Below are 16,863 nucleotides of genomic sequence, written 5' to 3' on the forward strand. Positions count from 1 at the left end.
GCCTTACGGACGCTGGCCGTACCGGATCGGGTCCGCGACGCTGAGCACCATGAATGAGCGGATCGCGGTTCTGGGCGCCGGGGGTCACTCCGGCACGTTCGTCGTCACCGAGCTGCGGCGGCGGGGGATGACGCCGATTCCCTGCGGTCGCGGCACCGACCTGGACGTGGCGTTCCGGGACGCGGACGCGGTGATCAACTGTGCCGGTCCGTTCGCGGCGACCGCCGCCCCGGCGATCGAGGCGGCGATCCGGGCCGGGATCGCCTATCTCGATGTCACCGCCGAGCTCGAGGTCGTGACGGACACCTTCGCCGGCTTCGCCGCAGCCGGCATCCCGATCGTGCCGGCGGCCGCGTTCTACGGCGGCCTGGCGGATCTGCTCGCGACCGCCGCGCTGGGGGACCGGCCGGCCGCCGAGCGCCTCACCATCGCGTACGCCCTGAGCAGCTGGCGCCCCACCCCCGGCACCCGGGCGACGGGCCGGGTCTCCGCGCAGCGCCGCGACGGCCGGCGCGTCACCTACACCGGCGGCCGGCTGCGGCACCGCACCGGCGACGCGCCCTGCACCGAGTGGACCTTTCCGGCGCCGGTCGGCACCCGGCCGGTGGTGGGCGAGTTCACGACGGCCGACAGCGCCGTCATCCCGACCCATCTCGACGTCCCGGAGATCTCCACGGTCATGACCAGCAACGCGGTCGACGACCTGCTCGCGGCCGATCCGTCGGGGCCGGTCGCGGTGGACGAACACGGTCGCTCGGCGCAGACGTTCCTGGTGGAGGTCGTCGCCCGCTGGGCCGGCGGGGAGCGCCGGGCGGTGGCGGGTGGCCGCGACATCTATGCGGTCACCGCGCCGCTGGTGGTGGAGGCGGCCGCGCGGATCGTGGCGGGTGAGGGGGACGCCGCGGGGGTGGCTTCGGTGGGCGCGCGGTTCGACGCCGGGGACTTTCTGAACGCGCTGAGCCCGCGGCATCTGACGCTCGGCTGACATTCACATCCGCCGGCCGTCGGCACCCGAGCCGTTGCCAGGTCGGTGCAGGCCACGCCGCATACAGCCAACCCACAGAGAGTTCACCGGGCCCTGACAAGGTGCCGGGCAACAGTGGGGTCATCACCGCTGACAGATGAGGCGAGGCGCGCCATGACCGATCTGCTGACCCGGCCCCCGTACACCGAGGACACGACGTCCACCGGCACCCTGCCGCCGCTGCCGCCGGACGTGATCAGCCCCCGTGGCGGGGGAGACCGGAACTGGCCGCGGCGGGTCGCCGGCGGCGCCGCGGTGCTCGCGCTGATCGCCGGCGGCGGTACGGCGGGAGGCTTCGTCGCCGAGCACTACGCCGACCGGGCCACGGCCACCACGTCCGCCGGCGCGACCACCGCCACCGCCGTCGCCGTGACCGACAGCGACAGTCTGGCCCCGGTCGCCGCGAAGGTGGCACCCAGCATCGTCACCGTGCTCGTCGACAACGCGAACGAGTCGGGGCTCGGTTCCGGGGTCGTGCTCAGCGCCGACGGGCTCGTCCTGACCAACAACCACGTCATCTCCTCCGGCGGCACGGTCAGCGTGCGGCTCGCGGACGGCCGTACCGTGCCGGCCCGGGTCGTCGCCGCCGACAGCACCCACGACCTGGCGCTGGTGCAGGCGACCGGGGTGTCCGGGCTGACCCCGGCCACGTTCGGCGCCGACGACAGCGTCGCCGTCGGCGACACCGTGCTGGCTTTCGGCGCGCCGCTCGGCCTGGAGGGCACCGTCACCGCCGGCATCGTCAGCGCCCGGGACCGCGAGGTCGGCACCGGCGGTGAGCGGCTGACCGGCCTGCTGCAGACCGACGCCCCGATCAACCAGGGCAACTCGGGCGGCGCGCTGGTCGACACCTCCGGCAACGTCATCGGCATCAACGTGGCGATCGCCACGGCCAGCGACCAGAGCACCGGCAGCGTCGGCGTCGGCTTCGCCATCCCGGCCGGCACGGTCACCGGTGTGGTGCGACAGCTGCAGGCTCAGGCCGCCTCTTGACCTGAAGCCCGGTGCAGGTTGTCGACTGCGGAGATGACCTTCACCGCAGCAGAACTCGCGTACCTGGCCGGCCAGCCGCTCGGCCGCCTGGCGACCGCCCAGCCCGACGGCACTCTGCAGGTCAGCCCGGTCGGCTTCCGCTACAACAGCGACCTGGCGACCATCGACATCGGCGGCTGGAACATGGCCGCCAGCCGCAAGTACCGCAACGTCGCCGCCAACGGGCGGGCCGCGTTCGTGGTGGATGACCTGCCCTCGGTGGATCCGTGGCGGGTGCGGTGCCTGGAGATCCGGGGCGTCGCGGAAGCGGTCCAGCCGGCCGGGGGCGAAGCGATCATCCGGATCCACCCGCGCCGGATCATCAGCTTCGGCATCGACGACCCGGACAGCGAGCCGCACGCCCTGGTGCCGAGCAACCGCGACGTGGTCAGCCGGTAGCGGGCCGGCCGCGATCGCCGGCGGCGGACTCCCGCCACCGGCGATCACTCAGCCGGCCAGGTGGCCGTACCTGTCCTCCAGCTCGCGCCACGTGCCCTGCGCCACCGCGCGGCCGCCGATCAGCACGACCACCTTGTCGGCGCGGGACAGCGCCGCCCGTTTGGACGTCGAGCCGACCACCGTGACGCCGTGCTCGCGCAGCGCCCGCCACAGCTCCAGCTCCGTCGTGACGTCCAGGGCGGACGACACGTCGTCGGCGATCAGCAGCTCCGTGCGCGGCGCCAGGGCCCGGGCCAGGGCCAGGCGTTGCAGCTGGCCGCCGGAGAGCCGGGTGCCCTTGTGGCCGATCAGCAGCTGCAGGCCGCCGCCGGCCGCCGCCAGGTCGTGCTCCAGCTGGGCGGTGCTCACCGCGCCGGCCGCGTCCACCTCGTGGCCGAGCTGGATGTTGTCCGCGACCGTGCCGGACAGCACCCGGGGCAGCTGGGCCACGTAGCCGACCTGGTTGGGTCGCAGGAACACCTCCGGCTCGTCGACCGGCCGGCCGTTCCAGGTCAGCGACCCGGTGTGGTGCACGATCCCGGCCAGCGCCCGCAGCAGCGACGACTTGCCCGCGCCGACCGGGCCGACGACCAGCACCAGCTGGCCGCGCTCGACGACCAGGTCGATGTCCTGGGCGCCGACCGTGCCGTTCTCGTGCACCGCGCTGAAGCCGGAGAGCTCCAGTGTGTGCAGCGGGTTGCGCGGCGCCACCGGGGGCGCGTCCGCGGTGCCCTGCGCGATGTCCACGCCCGGCACCGAGGTCGAATACTCCGTCACCCCGGCCATCGCCACCGTGCGGCGCGTCCACACCCGGGCCGACGGGAAGTGTGACACCAGTGAGGCCGTGGTCCACGCGAACCACCGGGCCGCGCCCAGGGTCGCCACCGCGATCAGCGTCGCCGCCGCCGACAGGTTGCCGGCCAGGTACATCGCCCAGGCGGCGATCGGCAGCAGGCCGCTGACGACCGACGGCGTGGACCGGGCCCACACCTGGATGGAGATCTCCCGGCGCTGCCGGTCGCTGCGGGCCGCGTCGAGGCCGGCCAGGTGCTCCAGCACCGAGCTGGTGGCGCCGGCCAGCTTCACCGTGCGGGCCGCCGACAGCGAGGACACCAGGGCGGTCGCGAAGGCCGCGCGGGCCGCGACCGTGTGCCGGGCCGCGCGTTCCAGCCGCGGACCGAACAGCGTCGCGGCCAGGCCGGAGATCACCATCGTGCCGATGAAGAAGGCGGCCGGCACGAACGACCGGGAGGCCGCCGTCATGGCCACGATCATGACCAGGCTGACGCAGGTGTCGATCAGGTTGTCGGCCAGCATGACGACGCGTTCGGTGTCGCCGCCGTGGGCCACGACCTCGGCCGGGGTGTACTTGCTGACCCGGCGCGGGCCGATCTGGCCGTGCACCAGCCGCATGCTGATCCGCAGCATCTGCCGGACCCACCACTCGGGGAACCAGGCGCCGGTGTAGTACAGCGCCGGGATGGCGACGATCAGGCCGGCGGTGATCCCGACCGCCGGCCACATCGGATCGCCGATCCCATCGACGACCTGCGACCACAGCAGTGGCAGGATCGCGCCGTCCAGGCCGAGCAGCACCAGGACGATGAAGAATGAGATCGCGGCGAGGCCGTAGCGCGGGTCGTTGGTGGCCAGCCGGGCGATCTCGCGCATGGTGCGCGCGGGCGGGGCCGGCGGCAGCGGCGGCGGATCGGCCAGCGGCAGCGTGTTGCCCAGCTCCGTGCGCAGCGGCTCCTCCGGCTCGCGTTCCAGCAGGGCGACGCCGCCGGAGGTCCGGGCGGGCGCCGCGACGTTGGAACTGGCGAGCAACTCGGCGAAGCGCTGCGACTCGTGCAGCGGCCCGGCCTCCAGCACCCGGCCGTCGGCGAGTACCACGACCTCGTCGCAGCGGTGCACCGAGGAGAGCCGGTGCGCGACGATGACGCCGATGCGCCCCTCGAGCAGCCGGTCGGTGGCGCGCTGCACCCAGGTCTCGGTGACCGGGTCCATCCGGGCGGTGGCCTCGTCGAGGATCACCACGTGCGGGTCGCGGACCAGGATCCGGGCGAACGCGACGAGCTGCTCCTGCCCGGCCGACAGCACGTAGCCGCCCTCGCCGAGCCGGGTGTCGATGCCGTCGGGCAGGCCGTCGGCCCAGGAGGTCAGGCCCAGCTCCTCCAGCGCGGCGGCGGCCCGGGGCTGCAGCTCCGGGTCGAACAGGGCGATGTTCTCGGCCAGGGTGCCGGCCAGGATCTCGGTGCGCTGCGGGACGATCGCCGTCCACCGGCGCAGCCCCTCCACGTCGAGGTCGACGATGTCGGTGCCGCCGAGGAACACCGTGCCGCGCGGCACGTCGACGGCCCGGGTCAGCACCTTGGCCAGCGTGGATTTGCCCGAGCCGGTGCGCCCGATCAGCGCGTAGGACCGGCCGCGGGCGAAGGACAGGTTGATGTCGCGCAGCGCCGGCGGGCGCCCGGAGTCGGCCTCGCCGTAGCGGAAGGTCAGATCCCGCACGAGCAGATCACCGTCGACCGGCGGCAGGCCGGCGGTCGGCTCCTGCGGTACGGCGCGCAGCGACTGCACCCGGCTCCAGGCACCGAGCGCGTTCTGCAGCTCCGGCACCATCCGGGTCACGTGTTCCAGGGTGCCGCCGAAGCCCAGCGCGAGCAGCCAGACCGCGGTCAGCCGGGCGCCGTCGACGTGCCCGGCGGACAGGGCCCAGGCGCCGACGATCACCAACGCCGCGATCAGCGCCCGGGTGATCGCGCCCGCGCTCAGCGTCACCCGCGACGACGTGGTCCATACCTTGCGGCCGCGGATCAGCACCTCGCGGGCGCGCTGGGCGTAGAGCCGGCGCACGTACGGGGCCGCCAGGCTGGTGCGGACGTCGTCCTGGCCGTGGACCGACTCCTCCATCACCGCGGCCAGATCGGACCAGGCCTCCTCCTCGCGGATCCGCAGCGGCGAGATGCGCTGGACCGGCTTGGTCAGCACCGCCACCAGCAGGATGGACACGAGCAGCATGCCGATGCCGGCCGGCCACCAGGCGAAGAACGCGGTGACGATGGACAGCACCGCCACCGCGAGGGACTGGGCCAGCCGCACGCCGCTACCGCGCAGCTCGGAGCCGACCTGGTAGACGTCGCTGTCGATGCGGTCCAGCAGCTCGCCGACCGGGGTGTTCTCCAGGGCCGGCAGCTGCTGGCCGAAGGCGACCCGGCACAGGCCGCGGCGCACCGTCGCGGCCCAGTCGGCGGTCAGCCCGGCGACGACGAGCCCGACGATGACGTCGGTGAGCACGGACACCACCAGGGCCACGGCGAGCAGCGCGAACAGCGGCACGGACCGGTTGACCAGCACGGCGCCGGCGAGGCCGAGGGCGCCGGCCTGCCCGGCCGCACCCAGCACGATGAGGACCGCTACGAAACCGGTGCGCCGGGGCGAAGTCGCCCATAAGTCACGGAGCAGGCGCATCGAAAGTCCTCACGGATAGGGGAAGGCGGTGGCTCCATCCTGCGGTGCGCGAGGGGTGGACTCAACGCAATTACGCGGTCGCGGATTATCACGTGCGTCACCATGGCGGTGCTGTCGAAAAACCGGTAGCGGCTTCTACCAGTGGATGACGGCGCCCGACCGGGGCGCCCCGGCACCCGGGAGCACGCGATGACACCGACCACCGGACCGCTCGACACCGAGTTCACGGCCGTGCTGTCCAAGAGCGGCGCCGACAACGGCTGGACGTACGTGATCATGCCGGGCTCGGCGGAGTTCTTCGGCACCCGCGGCCTGGTCAAGGTCCGGGGCACGGTCGACGGTGAGCCGTTCGTCAGCTCGTTCATGGCGCTGGGCGACGGGCGGCACAAGCTGCCGGTGAAGGCCGCCGTGCGCCGCAGGATCGGCAAGGAGGCCGGCGCGGGCGTGACCGTGCACCTGCTGGAGCGGCTGAACTGAGCGCCGGGTCAGCCCGCGCGCAGGGTGAGCAGGGTGATCTCGCTCGGCGCGAAGATGCGGAACGGCGGGCCCCAGAAGCCGGTGCCGCGCGAGGTGTAGAGCTGGGTGCGCTCGCCGTGCCGACTCAGGCCCTGCAGCACCGGCTGGTCCAGCCGGACCAGGTAGTGGAACGGCCACATCTGCCCGCCGTGGGTGTGCCCGGACAGCTGCAGGTCGACGCCGTGCGCCACCGCGCCGGTGATCTGCTGCGGCTGGTGGGCCAGCAGCAGCACCGGCAGGTCCGCGTCGGTGCCGGCCAGCGCGGCCTCGTGGTCCATGTGGTGGCCGGGCAGGCCCGAGCCCGCGGCGGTACGGTCGTCGACCCCGGCCACGATCAGGCTGTCGCCGTTGCGGGTCACCACCACGTGCCGGTTGTGCAGGGCCTCCCAGCCCAGCGAGGCCATGTGCTCGACCCAGCCCTGGGCCCCGCTGAAGTACTCGTGGTTGCCGGTCACGTAGACCCGCGCCAGCCGGGCCCGGACGTCGCCGAGCGGGGCCGCCTGCTCGCGGCGCTGGGCCACCTCACCGTCCGCGATGTCGCCGGTGTGCGCGACCACGTCGGGCTCCAGCGAGTTGACGACGTCGACGACGCCACGCGACCAGCGGGCCCGGTCGATCGGGCCGTAGTGGGTGTCGGTGAGCAGCACGACCTTCAGGCCGTCGAGCCCCTGGCCGAGCCGGGGGATGCGCACGTCGACGCGGCGGACCCGGGAGACGCGCATCGCTTCGGCGTACCCCCAGAGGAGCAGGACCGTCGCGACCACCGCGACCGACGCCGTGACGATCCGGGACCGGGCCGGGTCGGCGACGCCGGCCAGGGCGAGCACCGCCCGCAGCACGGTGCCGAGCAGCGACCAGACGAACAGCACCCAGACGACGCCGAGCATGGTGTCGGCGGCACGGGCGGCGCCGTCTCGGTGGTGTCGGCCGTGCCCGCTGAACATCAGGAACGGGAACGCCACGACGGCGGCGGCGAACAGCACCGTGCCGGCGGCGAAGACGGCGCCGGGCCACCGGTTGCCGGACCAGACCAGGGTCCACCAGGGCACACCGAACAGCAGCAGGAGCACGGCGGCGACGATCAGGCCGAATCGCAGGGCGCGGCCGGGCCGGCGACGCGGCTCGGTCTCGACGGTTTCACCGACAGACACAGCAGAAGTCTGCCACGGCTCGGCCGGCGGACGCTCAGGGCGGCGGGGGCGGGGTGCCGATGCCGCGGATCAGTGCGGCCGGGACCAGCAGATCCGCCCGGTCCCGGGTGGCCGCGATCACCGTGGCGTTGCGTTCGTCGGAGCCGGTCGCCCACGCCGCCGCGTCGTGTTCGTTCTTGCCGAAGCGCCGGTGCCGGTCGACCAGCCGGCGCAGCCGCGACTCCTGGTCCAGATCGGCGTACCAGACCTCGTCGAGCAACGGCCGGACCCGTTCCCAGCCGCCGGTGGGGACCAGCAGGTAGTTGCCCTCCGAGACGATCAGCCGGGTGGCCCGGGGCACCCCGATGGTCCCGGCGACCGGCTGCTCGATGATCCGTTCGAAGCCCGGCGCGTAGATCATCTCGTCGGTGTCCTCGCGCAGCCGGCGCAGCAGGGCGGCGTAGCCCAGCGGGTCGAAGGTGTCCGGGGCGCCCTTGCGGTCGCGGTTGCCCAGCCGTTCGAGCTCCACGTCGGCGAGGTGGAAGCCGTCCATCGGTACGTGCGCCACCCAGTCCGGGGCGACGGACTTCGCCAGTGCCGCGACCAGTTCCTCGGCCAGCGTGGTCTTGCCGGCACCGGGCGCGCCGGCGATGCCGAGGATCGCCCGGCGGCCGTCGCGGACCAGCGCCCGGGCCCGCTCGACGAGCCCTTCGAACGTGACGGTCATGTCCGTACGGTACGGGCTACAGCCCGAGCCGCAACGCGGTGACGCCGGCCGGGGACAGCGGCCGGGTCATGGCCCGCACCAGGTCGCTGTGGATGACGCCGGGCAGCTGGGTGCCGAGCGCGCACAGCGCCGGATAGTGGTCCAGCACGTCGCGGTGGCTCAGCGCGCCCACCCCGATCAGCAGCCCGTTGACCGCCGACGGGGTCCGGGCCAGCTCCGCGCACAGCTCCATGCGCCACACCGGGTCGTCGATGTGCGTGGCGAACTCGCGGGCGATCCGGTTGCTCGCCGAGTACGTGTCGTCGGGGGCGGCGTGGCGACCGGAAGGGGCCAGCACCGGCGCCATCCGCACCACCACGCCCAGGTGCAGCGCCAGCTCCGGCACGGTCAGCACCTCCAGACCGAACGAGCAGGTGTCGCAGAGCGGCTGAAATGTCTGCGCGTGGACCACCGAGGCGGGCCGCGGGCACTCGGCGGCCGGGCTGCAGACGGTGTCCATGATGATCTCGGCGAGCCGGCCGGCGTCGTCGAAGCGGCCGATGCCGAAGTACGCCGTCGGTGACTCCCGGTAGCGGGCCAGGGCGGCGTGCTCGCTGCCGTAGCCGTCGGGGTCGATCCCGATGCGGGGTACGCCGTGCTGTGCTCGGAGTTGGATGAGCCGGAACATCCTGTTCACTCCCCGGGGTCGTGAGGACGGTGCAACCGGGGGTACGCAACAGGATGTCCGGCGGTTCACTCCTTACGCTGAGTATAAGAAAACTGGCGCCGGGCGCGGTGGCCGGTCAGCAGGAAGCAGTCGAAGGTCACTGCGTGTAACGCGTAGGTCGCGGCGGTGAGCGCGAGCAGCATGCCGGCCAGCACGAGGGCCAGCCGGGCGTCGAGCACCCGCCAGGCGGTGGGCAGCGCGGCGACGCCGAGCACGAGCCCGGCCTCCAGGGTGGCCTCGGCGAGTCGGCGCGCACGGTCCGGTTTCATGCTCACACCCTCGCGACTACGACCGGTGTTCCGCTTCCCTCCGCAGCCGGATCGCGGCTATGACTTTCGGTAGAGGCGCCACCGCGGGCGGCGATGCCCGGCGCTCGGGAGAATGACCGCCACCGATACGTTGATCGGCAGTTCCGCGACCGTGCTGGACACCGGTGGAAACTGGGCCGTAACGTGTCCTGAGCGGCCACGACGTGCCGCGGACCGGGTCCGGGGGGCAGTTGCGCGAACCCCGAAGCTTGCCGGGATGGCGACCGATAATGGTCATGTCCGTCAGGTGTGGGAGGAACGAGCGGTGACCGTTGCGGCGCCGCCGGCATGGGAGTCCATGCCGGCGCTGATGTATCACTCCGTGTCCGCTGTCGGCGGCCCGCTGAGTGATCTCGCCGTGCCCCGCAGCCGCCTCGCCCAGCAGCTCGGCGCGCTCACCGGCGCCGGATACCGCCTCGTCGGGCTCTCCCAGGCCCTCGACGAGCTCGAGCGCGGCAGCACCGAGAAGCTGATCGCGGTCACCTTCGACGACGGCTACCGCGACTTCCTCACCGCCGGCGTGCCCGTGCTGGCCGAGGCCGGCGCCGGCGCCACCCTGTACGCCTCCGTCGGGCACCTCGGCGCGCCGGCCGGCTGGCTGGGCCGCTGGGCGCCCGACTTCGGCCGCCTGCTCACCTGGGACGAACTCGCCGAGGTGGCCGACGCCGGCATCGAGATCGGCAACCACAGCCTGCTGCACCACCCGCTCGACGTGCTGAGCGCCGCCCAGCTGCGGGAGGAGACCGTCCGCAGCAAGGAGGAGCTGGAGCAGCGGCTGCAACGCCGGGTGCGCAGCTTCGCGTACCCGCACGGCTACAACGGCGCCAGAGTACGGGCCGCGGTGCTCGCCGCCGGGCACGACAACGCCACCGAGGTCGGCCGGCGGCTGCACCGGCCGGGGGAGCGGCGCTTCGCCGTACCCCGGTTGCAGCCGACCCCCACCATGACCGGCACCGACCTCGTCGCCCTGGTCGCCGGCGGCGGCTCGCCGCTGGTCCCGCAGCTCAAGCGGCTGGCCCAGCCCGGCTGGCGGGCCGTGCGCCGGGTCGCCCGGGCGACCGGGCGGAACCTCACATGACGCCGGCGCACCGGGCCTCGCGCGGGCTGACCCGCCGGCACGTCGTCGGAGGTCTCGCCGCGCTCGCCGCCGTGCCCGCCGCCGTCCTGGCCGTACGCGCGATCGGCGGCGACGAGACCCCCGCCGAGGCCACCAGCTCACCGGGCCGGGCCGCGTCGGCCGGGCCCGGCACGAGCCCCGCCCCGACCGTGGTGACCCAGGGGGGCGGGCCGGTGCCGTTCCGGCCGGGCCGGGCGCTGCTCGGCGCCTACCTGGGCCTGGAGGGTAAGTCGCTGACCGAGAGCCTGGCGTTGCGGCGCAGCCAGCTCGGCCGCGACGAGCGCATCGTGCACGTCTTCTACGACTTCACCGACACGTTGCCGCACGTGATCGAGGGCCTGCCCGCCAAGGCCACGCCGATGGTGTCGTGGCGGGGCTGCCCGCTGACCGACATCACCTCGGGGGCGAGCGACGCGCTCATCGCCCGCGCCGCGCGCCAGCTCAAGCGCCAGGACCGGCCCGTGCTGCTGCGCTGGGGCTGGGAGATGAACGGCGACTGGTACAAGTGGAGCGCCGCGCGCAACGGCAAGGACGGTCAGGCGTACGTGACCGCCTGGCAGCGGATGCACCGCATCTTCGCCGAGGAGAAGGCCACGAACGTGTCCTGGGTGTGGAGCCCGAACTGGAACTCCGACCCGGTCGCGGCGTGGAACACCTTCGCGGCGCTCTACCCCGGCGACGAGTACGTCGACTGGGTCGGGGTCTCCGGCTACAACCTGCACCGCGAGACACCGGACAAGCTGTTCGCCGGGATCTACCGGGCCTACTCCGCCCGCAAGCCGATCATGATCACCGAGGTGGGCTCGGTCGACCGGGGCGGCCGGACCAAGGCGGACTGGATCACGCTCTTCGCGCGCTGGGTGGAGGCGCACCCCGGGGTGGGCGCGGTGACCTGGTTCGACACCGACACCCACCCGGGGTACGAGGAGAAGTGGCGCATCGACACCGACGCCGAGTCGCTGGCGGCGTACAAGGCGATGGCGGCGAGCCCTCGGTTCAGCGGCTAGCCTTCTCCGCCGCCTCGATCGCGTTGCGGAACAGCATCGCCACGGTGGTCGGGCCCACGCCGCCGACCCGCGGGGTGATCGCCCCGGCCACCTGCGCGACCTCCTCGGCCACGTCGGGCAGCAGCCGCCGGCCCTCGTACCGCACCCCGGCGCCGACGACCGTCGCGCCCGGCTTGACGTGCTCGGGCTGGATGATGCCGGGCACGCCGGCGGCGGCGATGAGGATGTCGGCCCGCTGGGTGTAGCGCTGCCAGTCCGGCACGCCGGTGTGCACGACCGTCACGGCGGCGTTCGCGGTCGGCCGCTTCTGCGCCAGCATCATGGCCAGCGGGCGGCCGATGGTCGCGCCCCGCCCCAGGATGACCACCTCACGGCCGGCCACCGGCACGTCGTGGTACGCCAGCAGCGCCTCGATGCCGGCCGGGGTGCACGGCCGGGGCCCGGGCAGGCCCACCGAGAGCCGGCCCAGGTTGAGCGGGTGCATGCCGTCGACGTCCTTGTCCGGGTCGACGGTCAGCAGCGCGGCGTCGTAGTCGATGTGCGCGGGCGGCGGGTACTGGATCAGCAGGGCGTGCACGGCCGGGTCGGCGTTGAGCTCGTCGATCGCCCGCAGCAGGTCGTCCTGCGTCGCGTCCGCACCCAGGTGCACGTGCGGCGAGACGAAACCGAGCTCGGCGGCCTGGCGCTGCTTGATCCGGATGTATCCGGCGCTGGCGTCGTCGTCGCCGACCAGCACGGTCGCCAGCGACGGCTGGACACCGGCCTCGCGCAGCTTCGTCACGCGCTGCGCGACGTCGGCCAGGACCTCGTCGGCCACCGGCTTGCCGGGCAGCAGCCTTGCTTCATGCGGTACGGACATACAGCTTTCCACTCCGGCGTGGGCACCCAGGCGGACGGCCCCCACGGCGAGCTCCCCGATGGTGGTCCCCATCCTCGATGCCGCCAGTCGCGTGTCCGCGTCAGTCTACGGCGCTGATGTAGAGGGTGCGGTAGGCGGTGGTGTCCCCGAACCGGTAGAGGCTCACGGTCATCCGCTGCGCGCCCGGCATGCTCAGCGCATCGCTCCAGGTCCCGTCCCCGATCACCGAGACGGTGCGCCTGAGCGTCGCGGTCCCCGACGGGCCGGTCACACTGATCGTGTACGGCCCGTCCGAGGCGACCAGCCCGCTCGCCGACACCCGCACCGTCCGGTTCCCGGCCGCGTTGACCCGGCCCGACGGCGTCGCCGACAGTGCGGTCACGACGGTGTCGTGGGTGGCCCGCGACGTGGTGAACGACAGCCAGCTCGCCCCGGCCAGCACGGCCGCGACCGCCACCAGCGGCAGGAACTGGCGCAGCAGCCGCCGGCGCCGGGCCTTCTCCTCGGCGGCGGCGCGCTGCTCGTCCTCCTCCAGCACCGCGGGCACGATCGACATCACCACGGTGTTCGCCTCGGCCATGCCGTTGAGCGGAAGCCGGACGGTGTTCTCGCCGCCGCCGATCCGCACCAGCTTCTCGCCGACCGGGCGGACCTGCGGCTCCGCGCTCTCCGTCGCACGCACCCGGCGCGGCGGCAGCAGCCGCGTGGCCACCACCGCGGCCAGCGTCACCCCTACGGTGGCCACGGTCCAGGCGAGCCGGTCGATGCGCAGGCCCAGCACGTGGATGGCCAGGCCGGCGACGATCAGCACGCCCATGCTCAGCGCGGGGGTGAGCACCGTGCGCTCGACCGCGGTCAGCGCCCGGCGGCGGAACAGCACCCCCAGCAGCGCCATCCCGGGCAGGACGAAGCCGAGCAGCAGGCCACCGGCGATCGCCAGGGCCTGCGGCGCGAACAGCACGGCGGCGCCGGCGGCGACGGCCAGCGCGGCCACGACGCGGGAAAGCAGAGCGCTCATTGGACCCCCGTCCGGTAGATGCGGACCGTGCCGTTGTCGTAGAGCCGGTCCATCGCGGCCAGCGTGTCGAACTTGCCGAGCTGCCCGACGGTCAGCGGCGAGGTGATCTGCCCGGAGCGGGGATCACTCTCGAAGTACGCGCCGCTCTCCGGCAACTGGGTGCTCAGCCGGCGGTCCACCACCAGGTACTGGACCTGGACGCGCTGCACCAGGTCGTCCTGCTCCAGCCCCCACACGTCGGCGTAGTAGAGGGGGCCGACCTCCCGTACCGGGTCCTGGCGCCCGTACGTGGAGGCCAGCGAGACCGACGTGGCGTCGCCGCCGACCCGGTTGCCCGGGCCCAGCGTGATGCGCTGCCAGTCGGCGGACGCCAGCCCGTATGCGTCGACCGAGCGCTCGTACCCGCCGGCCAGGTACGGCCCCGGCAGGATCGAGGCGATCGGCGGCCACCCACCGGCCCGGGCCCCGATCATCAGCAGCGTGATCATCGCCGAGCCGGCCGCAACCCGGCTGTACAGGTTCCAGCCGCCCGGCATGACCACGTCGATCGCCGGGGCGGCGGCCCGCCACCGGTGCCCGAACTCGTCCTTGGCCGGGATCAGCTGCACGCCCCGGACCAGCCCGATCGCGGCCAGGATGGAGATCGGGATGTAGGTGAACGTGGACAGCCGCCCGGCGATCTCCGGACCGTTCTGCCCCAGGAACCGCACCCCGTTGCCGGCGAAGAACACCATCCCGCCGACGACCGCGGCCCACCGCCACCAGTCCCGGTCGCGCCGGTGCACCATGTCGCGGGTGACGGCGAGATAGAGCACCAGCAGGCCGAGCAGGCCGGCGCCCTGCACCACGAGCTGACCCACCGAGACGGGCGCGCTCGCCGAGGCCGGATCGCTCTCGCCGGAGAGGAGCTGCGACACGGTACGCCCGACCTGGTCGACCGGTTCCTCGAGGTAACCGAGGACATCCGTGGCGACGAACAGGATCCAGGCGGCCACCACGACAGCGGCTGCCCCCGGCATCGCCAGCGCAGACCACCGCCGCGGCTGGTCCACGACCAGCTCGGCGACGGCCAGCAAGGTCAGCGTCGCGACCAGCGCCAGCGCGGTGACGTGGTGGCTGACGGTGGTCAGCGCCATCGACGTCACGGCCAGTGCCACGAACATCCGGCCGCCCTCGACCCGCCACCGCCGTACCGCCCAGACGGCGAGCATGAAGAACGGCAGGGCGGCGGTCTGGTACAGGAACATCGAGTTGAAGAACAGGTAGTGCAGGGCGGTCGCGTACGTGGCACAGGCGACGCCGGCGACCGCGGGGGAGTTGCTGGCCCGCAGCACCACGGCGAACAGCACGCCCACGAAGACCAGGTGGGCGATCCCGGCGACAATGACGCCGGCGGCGGTCACCGGCAGCCCGGTCATCTCCGCGACGGCGGCGCCCAGCTCGGCGAGCCCGGGAAAATGCTCGGCGGGCGGCAGCGCCGGATTGGGCTGGAACAGCTCCCCGGTCTGCACGATGATCGTGGTGGCCAGCCAGTGCTGCAGCTCGTCGGGGAACCGGAACTGGTCCGGGCTGTACATCCACTTGAGCAGATACTGGTGCAGGGCCAGGCCCATGACGAGCAGGAACGATTCGGCGACCCCGGCCATCCGGCGGCTGAGCAACCGCACGACGACGGGAGTGAACACCACGACCTGCCCGACCCAGTACGCGAACTGGGCGTTGCCGGTGCTCACCCGGCCCCCGGCGTAGGCCAGGGCGACCATGAGCACACCCAGGGCGGAGATGGTGAGCACGGCGGGGGCGTGGCCGAGGTCGAGGGGCTCGCGGCGGGCGCGGGCGGGTTTGGGCTTACGGCCGGGATCCGGCGGCGGGACGACGTCGGTCCGCTGACCGTCCCGCCGGCCGGGCACCACCGGGATGACCGCGGTGACGACGTCGGTGGGCGGGGCGACGCTCGCCCCCGAAGTGACGACCGGGATGACGACGGTGTCGTCGTGCGAGCGCGTCCGGATGACGACGGTGTCCTCGCCGGGATTCCGCGTGGGAGGCGTCTTCTTCGCGGCCTCCTGTTGCGGCAGCGTCAGGACGACCGTGTCGTCGGTGGGTTGAATGCGGTCCTGGGCGGTCGGCTCGACGCGCAGGACGACCGTGTCGTCGAGGTCGGGTCGCTTCTGCTCCGGGTTCTCTTGCTCCGTTCCGGCTTGCTCCGTTCCGGCTTGTTCCGGCTCGGCTTGCTCTGGCTGAGCTTGCTTCGGCTGGGCTTCTTCCCGTTGGGCCTGATCCGGCTGAGCCCGGTCTCGCGCGGTTCGGTCCGGCTGGGTCCGGGCCGGCCGGGCCTGGTCTGGTCCCTCCTGGACCGGGTCGCCCTGCTTCGGGTCGGCCTTCTTGGGGCTGTCGCCGGTTAGGGCCTTGGCCGGCAGGACCAGCACCGCGGTCGCGTCGGGATCGCTCAGATCTGGCGCGGCCTCAACCTCAACATCAGCTTCAGGTTCGCGCTCGGACGAAACCTTAACCTCAACCTGAGCTTGAGATTCACCTTCACCTTTACTGCCTGCGACCTGCTCGATGTCCGATTCGGGGGAGGAGCCGGCGGCCTCGGGCGCGGCAGTGGCGTTGCTTTCCGGGGCGGCCGCAATGGGGGGTGTAGCTTCCGGCGATTGCGCTTGCTGTGCCAGGCTCGGCTGCGCCTCGGCTCCTTCTACCGCGTGGGCGGCGTCCGGCCCGGCTTTTGCCCGCGGCTCGACTTCCGCCCGCGGCTCGGTGTCCGGGCGCGGCTCGGTGTCCGGGCGCGGCTCGGTGTCCGGGCGCGGCTCGGTGTCCGGGCGCGGCTCGGTGTCCGTGCGCGGCTCGGTGTCCGGGCCGGATCCGGCGTCGGGTGTCAAACCTGCCGTGGGTGCGGGCTCCGGCTCCCGTTCCGGTTCGAGCCGGGCCGAATCGGCGGCTTCGGGTTCGGCGGCGGGCGCCGATACTGGCTCCGCCAAGGCCGCGGCCGCGGGGTCGCCTTCGGCTTCGGCCGTGAGTCCGGACTCGGCAGCGGCTGCGCGCTCCGATCCCGCGTCGGCCGTGGCTGGGGATTCAGCGCCGGCCACGGCTGCGGGTCCGGGGTCGGGGTCGGGGTCGGTGTCGCTCGTAGCTGCGTGCTCGCGTTCGGCGTTGGCGTTGGCGTTGCCCGTGGGCTCGGGTCGGGTGTCGGCTGCGGCAGTGGACTCCGGTTCGGTGTCGCTTGTCGCCGAGGGCTGGGGGTCGGCGTCGGTCGTGGCAGCGCGCCCGGGTTCGGCGTCGGCCGTGGTCTCAGGTTCGGCGCCGGTCGCTGCCGCGAGTTCGGGTTCGGCGTCAGCCGTGGCCGCGGGTTCCGGTTGAGTGTCGGCCGTGGATGCGGGCGCGGCCCTGACGACGCTCGTGGCCGACGAGTCAGTCCCGGCTGCGGCTTCCGCTGCGAGCGTCACATCAGCGCCCGCTCCGTCGAGAGCGTCGTTCATGACGCCTGCCGCGCCGGGAGCGTCGTTCATG

At 73.3% G+C, this 16,863-nt stretch carries 14 protein-coding genes and 1 riboswitch; of the genes, 6 read left to right on the forward strand and 8 right to left on the reverse strand.

The window, feature by feature from the left end; all coding sequences use genetic code 11:
* The first annotated feature begins 49 nt into the window (after window positions 1-49).
* The 3 genes from Aau02nite_RS44060 (at window position 50) to Aau02nite_RS44070 (ending at window position 2,455) form a co-directional block, all read left to right on the forward strand.
* On the forward strand, window positions 50-985 hold the full coding sequence (locus Aau02nite_RS44060; RefSeq protein ID WP_212994661.1) for a saccharopine dehydrogenase family protein: 936 nt from the start codon (window positions 50-52) through the stop codon (window positions 983-985).
* A gap of 153 nt (window positions 986-1,138) precedes the next feature.
* Complete coding sequence (locus tag Aau02nite_RS44065; protein WP_212994662.1) at window positions 1,139-2,017, forward strand: S1C family serine protease; 879 nt, start codon at window positions 1,139-1,141, stop codon at window positions 2,015-2,017.
* A 33-nt stretch (window positions 2,018-2,050) separates the two neighbouring features.
* The gene (locus Aau02nite_RS44070; protein WP_212994663.1) at window positions 2,051-2,455 is read left to right on the forward strand and encodes a PPOX class F420-dependent oxidoreductase; all 405 of its coding nucleotides are present in this window, start codon (window positions 2,051-2,053) and stop codon (window positions 2,453-2,455) included.
* A 48-nt stretch (window positions 2,456-2,503) separates the two neighbouring features.
* Here Aau02nite_RS44070 and Aau02nite_RS44075 read toward each other — a convergent pair whose 3' ends face one another.
* Entirely contained in the window at window positions 2,504-5,965 is a 3,462-nt protein-coding gene (locus Aau02nite_RS44075; RefSeq protein WP_212994664.1) for an ATP-binding cassette domain-containing protein, read from the reverse strand.
* 189 nt (window positions 5,966-6,154) lie between these two features.
* On the opposite strand from Aau02nite_RS44075, the gene Aau02nite_RS44080 reads away from it, so the two are divergent.
* A complete protein-coding gene (locus Aau02nite_RS44080) occupies window positions 6,155-6,442 on the forward strand; it encodes a DUF1905 domain-containing protein (protein WP_212994665.1) in 288 nt (95 codons plus the stop codon).
* A gap of 8 nt (window positions 6,443-6,450) precedes the next feature.
* Here the strand turns inward: Aau02nite_RS44080 and Aau02nite_RS44085 are convergent, their stop codons facing one another.
* The 4 genes from Aau02nite_RS44085 to Aau02nite_RS44100 form a co-directional block, all read right to left on the reverse strand.
* Window positions 6,451-7,632 carry a metallophosphoesterase gene (locus tag Aau02nite_RS44085; protein ID WP_212994666.1) on the reverse strand — a complete coding sequence of 394 codons (1,182 nt, stop codon included), beginning with the start codon at window positions 7,630-7,632 and terminating at the stop codon, window positions 6,451-6,453.
* A gap of 34 nt (window positions 7,633-7,666) precedes the next feature.
* A complete protein-coding gene (locus tag Aau02nite_RS44090) occupies window positions 7,667-8,338 on the reverse strand; it encodes a nucleoside/nucleotide kinase family protein (RefSeq protein WP_212994667.1) in 672 nt (223 codons plus the stop codon).
* A 16-nt stretch (window positions 8,339-8,354) separates the two neighbouring features.
* Window positions 8,355-9,005 (reverse strand): hypothetical protein, encoded by a 651-nt coding sequence (locus tag Aau02nite_RS44095; RefSeq protein ID WP_212994668.1) that lies wholly within the window; start codon window positions 9,003-9,005, stop codon window positions 8,355-8,357.
* 65 nt (window positions 9,006-9,070) lie between these two features.
* Entirely contained in the window at window positions 9,071-9,313 is a 243-nt protein-coding gene (locus tag Aau02nite_RS44100) for a hypothetical protein (RefSeq protein ID WP_212994669.1), read from the reverse strand.
* Window positions 9,314-9,617: 304 nt separating this feature from the next.
* Between Aau02nite_RS44100 and Aau02nite_RS44105 the strand changes: the two genes are divergently transcribed.
* Entirely contained in the window at window positions 9,618-10,430 is an 813-nt protein-coding gene (locus tag Aau02nite_RS44105; RefSeq protein WP_212994670.1) for a polysaccharide deacetylase family protein, read from the forward strand.
* A complete protein-coding gene (locus tag Aau02nite_RS44110) occupies window positions 10,427-11,476 on the forward strand; it encodes a glycoside hydrolase family 26 protein (RefSeq protein ID WP_212994671.1) in 1,050 nt (349 codons plus the stop codon). Before Aau02nite_RS44105 ends, Aau02nite_RS44110 begins: the two co-directional genes overlap by 4 nt.
* Here the strand turns inward: Aau02nite_RS44110 and Aau02nite_RS44115 are convergent.
* From Aau02nite_RS44115 to Aau02nite_RS44125, 3 genes are all read right to left on the reverse strand, one after another.
* The gene (locus Aau02nite_RS44115) at window positions 11,466-12,335 is read right to left on the reverse strand and encodes a bifunctional 5,10-methylenetetrahydrofolate dehydrogenase/5,10-methenyltetrahydrofolate cyclohydrolase (protein WP_212994672.1); all 870 of its coding nucleotides are present in this window, start codon (window positions 12,333-12,335) and stop codon (window positions 11,466-11,468) included. The genes Aau02nite_RS44110 and Aau02nite_RS44115 overlap by 11 nt on opposite strands.
* 17 nt (window positions 12,336-12,352) lie before the next feature.
* Window positions 12,353-12,436, reverse strand: a riboswitch (ZMP/ZTP riboswitch).
* Complete coding sequence (locus Aau02nite_RS44120) at window positions 12,436-13,353, reverse strand: hypothetical protein (RefSeq protein WP_212994673.1); 918 nt, start codon at window positions 13,351-13,353, stop codon at window positions 12,436-12,438. It overlaps the preceding riboswitch by 1 nt.
* The gene (locus tag Aau02nite_RS44125; protein WP_212994674.1) at window positions 13,350-15,782 is read right to left on the reverse strand and encodes a hypothetical protein; all 2,433 of its coding nucleotides are present in this window, start codon (window positions 15,780-15,782) and stop codon (window positions 13,350-13,352) included. Before Aau02nite_RS44125 ends, Aau02nite_RS44120 begins: the two co-directional genes overlap by 4 nt.
* Between the last annotated feature and the right edge of the window lie 1,081 nt (window positions 15,783-16,863).

Source organism: Actinoplanes auranticolor, from assembly GCF_018332655.1.
In the GTDB taxonomy this organism is placed as follows: Bacteria; Actinomycetota; Actinomycetes; order Mycobacteriales; family Micromonosporaceae; genus Actinoplanes; species Actinoplanes auranticolor.

What these genes read in the sequence shown, in the direction of transcription:
- Aau02nite_RS44060 (WP_212994661.1), top strand. Translation starts at nt 50, where the DNA reads ATGAATGAGCGGATCGCGGTTCTGGGCGCCGGGGGTCACTCCGGCACG.
- Aau02nite_RS44065 (WP_212994662.1), top strand. Translation starts at nt 1,139, where the DNA reads ATGACCGATCTGCTGACCCGGCCCCCGTACACCGAGGACACGACGTCC.
- Aau02nite_RS44070 (WP_212994663.1), top strand. Translation starts at nt 2,051, where the DNA reads ATGACCTTCACCGCAGCAGAACTCGCGTACCTGGCCGGCCAGCCGCTC.
- Aau02nite_RS44075 (WP_212994664.1), bottom strand. Translation starts at nt 5,965, where the DNA reads ATGCGCCTGCTCCGTGACTTATGGGCGACTTCGCCCCGGCGCACCGGT.
- Aau02nite_RS44080 (WP_212994665.1), top strand. Translation starts at nt 6,155, where the DNA reads ATGACACCGACCACCGGACCGCTCGACACCGAGTTCACGGCCGTGCTG.
- Aau02nite_RS44090 (WP_212994667.1), bottom strand. Translation starts at nt 8,338, where the DNA reads ATGACCGTCACGTTCGAAGGGCTCGTCGAGCGGGCCCGGGCGCTGGTC.
- Aau02nite_RS44095 (WP_212994668.1), bottom strand. Translation starts at nt 9,005, where the DNA reads ATGTTCCGGCTCATCCAACTCCGAGCACAGCACGGCGTACCCCGCATC.
- Aau02nite_RS44100 (WP_212994669.1), bottom strand. Translation starts at nt 9,313, where the DNA reads ATGAAACCGGACCGTGCGCGCCGACTCGCCGAGGCCACCCTGGAGGCC.
- Aau02nite_RS44110 (WP_212994671.1), top strand. Translation starts at nt 10,427, where the DNA reads ATGACGCCGGCGCACCGGGCCTCGCGCGGGCTGACCCGCCGGCACGTC.
- Aau02nite_RS44115 (WP_212994672.1), bottom strand. Translation starts at nt 12,335, where the DNA reads ATGTCCGTACCGCATGAAGCAAGGCTGCTGCCCGGCAAGCCGGTGGCC.
- Aau02nite_RS44120 (WP_212994673.1), bottom strand. Translation starts at nt 13,353, where the DNA reads ATGAGCGCTCTGCTTTCCCGCGTCGTGGCCGCGCTGGCCGTCGCCGCC.